The sequence below is a fragment of the Thermus altitudinis genome (assembly GCF_022760835.1).
GTDB lineage: Bacteria > Deinococcota > Deinococci > Deinococcales > Thermaceae > Thermus > Thermus altitudinis.
On the sequence record NZ_JAKTNQ010000061.1, the window covers coordinates 1 to 4,198 of the forward strand.

Genomic DNA, 4,198 nt, shown 5'->3' on the forward strand with positions numbered 1-4,198 from the left:
CCATCCCATGGTAGCACGTCTGCCGCCTTGGAGCCCCTGCTCCAAATGAACCTCTGGCGGATGTGGGGGGTCCATGTATCCCCGGTTTGCAAACCGGGGGATTGTAGCCCCCCACACCCCCCTTTTCTCTAAAGCAAAAAGGCCCCCGAAGGGGCCTTCTGGACGGAGGGATCTTCTAGAGGCGGCGGACCTTCTTGGCCTGGGGGCCCTTGCCGCCCCGGCCGGGCTCCACCTCAAACTCCACCCGGTCCCCTTCGTTCAGGCTACGGAAACCCTCAGCCTCAATGGCCGTAAAGTGCACAAACACATCCGGACCCTCTTCCTGTTGGATGAACCCGTAACCCTTTTCCGCGTTGAACCACTTAACCGTACCCTTCTTCATGCTTCTCCTTCATCCCTCAAACCCATCTGGTTTTCCAGGGACTCCTTACTATCCCACGGCCAGGTCAAAAAGTCAAGCCCCAAAACCGCAAGGGGCCTTGGGGCTTGGAAAACCCCTCGAGGCTTAGTGGTGATGACCGCCCTCGTGCACGTGGCCGTGGAGGATCTCCTCCGGGGTGGCCTCCCGTACCTTCACCACCTCCACCTCAAAGTCCAGGTCCTTCCCCGCCAAGGGGTGGTTGAAGTCAATGGTGACCTCCTCCCCCTGGACCTCCACCACGGTAAGGGGCATGGGGTTCCCCTCCATGTCCTGGGCGTAGAACTGGGCCCCAGGCACCACCTCCGCATCCTCGGGGAAGGCGGAGAGGGGCACCACCTGCACCCCCTCAGGGTCGCGGGGGCCATAGGCCTTTTCTGCGGGCACGTGGGCCTGGAAGCTCTCCCCTTCCATGCGGCCTTCCAGTTCCTCCTCGAGGCCCCGGATCAGGTTGCCGTGCCCGTGCAGATAGGAAAGTTCCCCCTGGTCCAGCACCTCCCCCTCCACCTGGAGGGTGTAACGGATGGTCACTACCTTGTCCTGTTCAACCTTCATGGTCACCCTTCCGCAAGCCGAGCTTGCTCCTTCTAGCCTAGCAGACCTCTTTCCCCCAGGAAAGATGCCTGGCCCTTTTCCTGTACCCAAGGGGCCTTTCCCCTCCTTGCCAAAGGCTATAGTGGGGGTATGCGGGTGGAAGCCATCATCGGCAAAACTCCCACGGTGCGCCTTTTCAAGGTGGTGGAGCCGGAAATGGCCGAAGTCTGGGTGAAGCTGGAAGGCCTTAACCCCGGAGGGTCCATCAAGGACCGCCCCGCCTGGTACATGATCCGGGATGCCGAGGAAAAGGGCCTTCTCCGCCCCGGCTCGGGCCAGGCCATCGTGGAGCCCACCAGCGGGAACACGGGGATCGGCCTGGCCATGATCGCCGCCAGCCGCGGCTACCGCCTGATCCTCACCATGCCCGCCCAGATGTCCGAGGAAAGGAAGCGGGTCCTCAAGGCCTTGGGAGCGGAGCTGGTCCTCACCGACCCCAGCCGCAGGATGCTGGCCGCCCGGGAGGAGGCCTTGCGCCTTAAGGAGGAGCTTGGGGCCTTCATGCCCGATCAGTTCGCCAACCCCGCCAACGTGCGCGCCCACTACGAAACCACAGGGCCCGAGCTTTTTGCCGCCTTGGAGGGACGCATAGACGCCTTCGTCTACGGATCGGGCACCGGGGGGACCATCACCGGGGTGGGGCGGTACTTGAAGGAAAGGCTCCCCGGGGTGAAGGTGATCGCCGTGGAGCCCGCCCGCTCCAACGTCCTCTCCGGGGGCAAGATGGGGCAACACCAGTTCCAGGGCATGGGCCCGGGCTTCATCCCGGAAAACCTTGACCTTTCCCTTCTGGATGGGGTCATCCAGGTCTGGGAGGAGGATGCCTTCCCCCTGGCCCGGCGCCTGGCCAAGGAGGAGGGGCTTTTCCTGGGGATGAGCTCCGGGGGCATCCTCTGGGCGGCCCTGGAGGTGGCCCGGGAGCTAGGCCCTGGCAAAAGGGTAGCCTGCATCAGCCCCGATGGGGGCTGGAAGTACCTCTCTACCCCCCTCTACGCCGAACCCTAGCGGCGCAGCACCTGGGCGTCCTTGGGGTAACGCTTGAGGTCCTGGGGGCGCAAAGGGGTCCGCTTGAACTCCACCACCCTAAGGTCGGCCAGAACCTTCCCCGCCTCATCCCGGAAGAGGAAGCGCACGGGCCTGGGATCCGCCTTCAGGATGTAAAGCTCCAGGCTAGCGAAGCCCTGGCCCTCCTGGGCCTGGCCCACAAGTTTCCAGGCCATGCCCTCCGGCAGGCGCTCCTCCCCCACAAGGCGCAGGCTCACCCGCTGGGAAAGGGCCTTGAGGTCCCCAAGGCCTTGAGGGCTAAACCCCAAGCCCTGCACCTGGGCCTTCTCCTTGGGACTGATGACCAGCTGGTTGGTGAGGTAGAGGTAGTTCCAGACCTCTTTTTCCGTGATCACGGTGAAGTTGCCCTCCAAGGAGCCGGGCTTTTGAAACTCTATGCGGAAAAGGTTCTCCTTGGGGATGGCCAGGACCCGGGCCCGGAGCTCCTCCCGGCCCGCAGGCCCCTGGATCTCGCCCTGCACCACCGCCTGCCAGGGGTCTTGCAGGTTTTTCTCCACCCGGTCCAGGATCTCGCCCACGGACTGGGCCAAGGCCGTCGCCAACACCAACAGGATTCCCCAGGACATCGCCTTCATGGCCACCTCCAGGCATACCGGACCCAGGCGTAAGGGGCTTCCTTGTACCCTCCTTCCCAGCCCAGGTCCCCAAGCCACACCCCGAGGCTACCCGCCCAGGGATAGGAAAGGGTGAGGAAAAGGCTAGCCTCCCCTAAGTAAAGCCCGGCCTCCAGGCGGTTTAGCCCCCCCAGGCGCAAGGAGAGGTCCAGGACCTCCATCCCCTCCCCTACTTCCCCCTTCCAGCCCAAAAGGAGGTAGGGAAGGCCGGAAACACCCGCCCCCAAGGTGTAGGTGGCCCCCTCCCTCAGGGCGTAGCTCACCTCGGCCCGGGAGTTCTCGCCCCCTTCCCAAAGAAACCCCACCACCTCCTTGGGCACCAGCCGGTAGCGCAAGGAGAGCCGGCCAAACACCCCCTCCTCGGGGAACAGGGGGAAAAGCCCCTTCGGGCGGTAGCCGAGCCGCACCGCCAGGGCCAAGGGGCCGGCGCCCCCTTCGGCAAAAGCCATTCCCCCAAGCCCCCCCGTTCCTGCCTCGGTTTGCAGGCCATAGGCCAGATACCCTAAGGGTCCCAAGGCCAGGCTGGAGGAAAAGCCCAAGGCCCCACGGGTTTCCTGTCCCAGTTGGAGCCTGAGGAAGGCCTCTCCGGGCTCCAGGGTGAAACCCGCCTCCAGGGTAGAGACCAAGGCCCCAGGGACTCCATAGACCCCGGCCTCGAGGCGCCCCTGGGCCAGGGCCAGACCCAGAAAAAGCAACCCTGCCCACCACCACCTCATGCCACCACCTGCCTTTGGAAACGTGCGGAGGCCAAAAAGAGAACCAGGGCGGAGAAGAGGAAGAGGGCCAAAAGGTGGGGCCACAGCACGCCAAACCCCACCCCCTTCAGCATCACCCCCCGCAGAACCTCTATAAGGTAGCGGGCGGGCACCAGGTAGGAAAGCAGCTGGAAGAAGCGGGGCATGCCCTCTATGGGAAACACGAACCCGGAAAGGAAGATGGTAGGGAAAGCATAGGCGTAGGTGCCGAAGACCGCCTGCACCTGGGTGCGGGCCAGGGTGGAGATAAGCACCCCTGCCGCCAAGGATCCTAGGACGAAGAGGAACATGGCCAACAGCAAAAGGGAAAGACTCCCCTTTATGGGTACCCCGAAGACCCAGTGCCCCAGGGCCAGCACCAAAAGGGCCACCCCAAAGGCGATGACAAGATAGGGCAGCACCTTGCCCAAAACCATCTCATGGGGTCGAAGGGGGGCCACCAGGAGGCTTTCCAGCATCCGGCTTTCCACCTCCCGCACGATGGATAAGGCGGTAAGGAGGACGGCGAACATGGTGAGCACCAGGCCGATGATGCCGGGGATCATGAACCAAGCGGTCTTGTTCTCCGGATTGTGACGACTCCCCGCTCTGAAGGGCGGGGCTTCGCGGTTCTAGGTTAGAGCACCTATCCCCGCAGGCTCCGTCCCAGCCCTGGCCAAGATGTTCACTGCCGCGGCCACGTCCCGGTGGAGAAGAGTACCACAAGAGGGACACGTGAACTCCCTGACCCACAGGGGCCTCTTCTCCCGGTG

Annotated in this window: 6 protein-coding genes and 1 pseudogene; 1 reads left to right on the forward strand and 6 read right to left on the reverse strand. The window is 63.9% G+C overall.

Annotated elements, in window-relative coordinates; all coding sequences use genetic code 11:
* Positions 1 to 175: 175 nt before the first annotated feature.
* Both L0D16_RS12270 and L0D16_RS12275 read right to left on the reverse strand, forming a co-directional pair.
* Entirely contained in the window at positions 176 to 382 is a 207-nt protein-coding gene (locus L0D16_RS12270; RefSeq protein WP_114313109.1) for a cold-shock protein, read from the reverse strand.
* A 123-nt stretch (positions 383 to 505) separates the two neighbouring features.
* Complete coding sequence (locus L0D16_RS12275) at positions 506 to 973, reverse strand: FKBP-type peptidyl-prolyl cis-trans isomerase (RefSeq protein ID WP_243032467.1); 468 nt, start codon at positions 971 to 973, stop codon at positions 506 to 508.
* A gap of 129 nt (positions 974 to 1,102) precedes the next feature.
* Here L0D16_RS12275 and cysK point away from each other — a divergent pair, with 129 nt between their 5' ends.
* Positions 1,103 to 2,017: a cysteine synthase A gene (gene cysK, locus L0D16_RS12280; RefSeq protein ID WP_243032468.1), complete on the forward strand. Its 915-nt coding sequence runs from the start codon at positions 1,103 to 1,105 to the stop codon at positions 2,015 to 2,017.
* On the opposite strand, the gene L0D16_RS12285 is transcribed toward cysK, so the two are convergent.
* The 4 genes and pseudogenes from L0D16_RS12285 to L0D16_RS12660 form a co-directional block, all read right to left on the reverse strand.
* Positions 2,014 to 2,652, reverse strand: coding sequence for an outer membrane lipoprotein carrier protein LolA (locus L0D16_RS12285; protein WP_243032469.1), 639 nt, complete (start codon positions 2,650 to 2,652; stop codon positions 2,014 to 2,016). The genes cysK and L0D16_RS12285 overlap by 4 nt on opposite strands.
* Positions 2,649 to 3,407, reverse strand: a complete 759-nt coding sequence (locus L0D16_RS12290) for a hypothetical protein (RefSeq protein ID WP_243032470.1) — start codon at positions 3,405 to 3,407, stop codon at positions 2,649 to 2,651. The genes L0D16_RS12285 and L0D16_RS12290 overlap by 4 nt, the downstream gene beginning before the upstream one ends.
* Positions 3,404 to 4,021: pseudogene (locus L0D16_RS12295) on the reverse strand (ABC transporter permease); the annotation flags it as partial. The pseudogene L0D16_RS12295 and the gene L0D16_RS12290, both read right to left, overlap by 4 nt.
* 36 nt (positions 4,022 to 4,057) lie before the next feature.
* Complete coding sequence (locus L0D16_RS12660; RefSeq protein ID WP_423247875.1) at positions 4,058 to 4,180, reverse strand: zinc ribbon domain-containing protein; 123 nt, start codon at positions 4,178 to 4,180, stop codon at positions 4,058 to 4,060.
* Positions 4,181 to 4,198 lie beyond the last annotated feature (18 nt).